We start from the raw sequence: 1,651 nt of genomic DNA on the forward strand, positions 1-1,651 counted from the left end.
GCTTCGTCCGGAGCCTCGCCCTCGATGCGGACCGGATTTCCCTGGTCCGCGGGCCGCGCTCCATCACGGGGACGTCCAGAACCCCGCCGAGCCACCCCCATCCGTCGCCCCGTCGGTCGTAGCGCCGCGTGCGCGGTGCAGGAATGTCTGCCTGCTGCGCGTCGGCTACGCCTGCCGGCCTCGCCTTAGCCCCCGACTGACCCTGGGAGGATTAGCCTTGCCCAGGAAACCTCGGGTTCACGGCGGACGAGTTACTCTCTCGTCTCTCGCTACTCATGCCAGCATTCTCACTCCCATGCGCTCCACCGTCGGTCGCCCTCCGGCTTCTCCGCCCATGGGAAGCTCCCCTACCGATTCTATAGATAAAATCCCGCCGCTTCGGTGTCCAGCTTAGCCCCGTGTATTGTCGGCGCATGTCCACTCGACCAGTGAGCTGTTACGCACTCTTTGAATGCATGGCTGCTTCTAAGCCAACATCCTGGTTGTCTGGGCGGACGCACATCCTTTGCCACTCGGCTGGAACTTGGGGACCTTAGCGGGCGGTCCGGGCTGTTTCCCTCTCGAGCACACAGCTTAGCCCACATGCTCTGACTGCCGCGCTCTGGGCCGCCGGCATTCGGAGTTCGGTTGGATTCGGTAGGCGGCGAAGCCCCCTCGTCCATCCGGTGCTCTACCTCCGGCGGTGAACGCGCGACGCTAGCCCTAAAGCTATTTCGGGGAGAACGAGATATCTCCGGGTTTGATTGGCCTTTCACCCCTATCCGCAGGTCATCGCCGCCGTTTTCAACCGACGTGCGTTCGGCCCTCCACGGGGTCTTACCCCCGCTTCAGCCTGCCCACGGATAGCTCACCCGGCTTCGCGTCCGCGGCGCGGGACTCAAGTCGCCCTGTTAAGGCTCGCTTTCGCTCCGGCTCCCTTTCGGTTAACCTCGCCCCGCGCCAGCGACTCGCTGGCTCATTCTACAAAAGGCACGCCGTCACACCATAAAGGTGCTCCGACTGCTCGTGGGCGCACGGTTTCAGGTACTGTTTCACTCCCCTCCCGGGGTGCTTTTCACCTTTCCCTCACGGTACTGGTGCGCTATCGGTCACAGGGTAGTACTCAGGCTTGGATGGTGGTCCACCCAGGTTCGGACCGGGTTTCACGTGCCCGGCCCTACTCAGGGACCGCGTCGCGCCGTCCGGTCTGGGTTCGCGTACGGGGCTGTCACCCGCTGCGGCCGGCCCTCCCATGCCGTTCCGCTCCCCAGCCGGACCTGCGCCCGGGGGCGGCAGCCCCCGGATGCGCGGCCCTGCAACCCCGCCGGCGGAACCCCTGCCGGGTACGCCCGCTCGACGGTTTGGCCATCGGTCCCCTTTCGCTCGCCGCTACTCGGGGAGTCTCGAGATTGATTTCCTCTCCTCCGGGTACTTAGATGTTTCAGTTCCCCGGGTTGTCCTCCCCGGCCCTATGCGTTCAGGCCGGGGATATCCGTACCTCTACGGATGGGTTCGCCCATTCGGAGACCCCCGGGTCGAAGGATGTGTGCTCCTCGCCGGGGATTATCGCAGCTTGCCGCGTCCTTCATCGGCTCCCTGTGCCAAGGCATCCGCCGTGCGCCCGTGGTATCTTGCGGGACCGCTCCGGGCCCGCGGGATATCCACGTGTCGC

At 65.3% G+C, this 1,651-nt stretch carries 1 rRNA gene; it reads right to left on the reverse strand.

Annotation, left to right across the window (positions count from 1 at the left end):
* Positions 1-1,616 (reverse strand): 23S ribosomal RNA (locus ACTQVX_RS08780); the annotation flags it as partial.
* Positions 1,617-1,651 lie beyond the last annotated feature (35 nt).

The organism is Collinsella sp. LCP19S3_A6 (genome assembly GCF_052122015.1).
GTDB lineage: Bacteria > Actinomycetota > Coriobacteriia > Coriobacteriales > Coriobacteriaceae > Collinsella.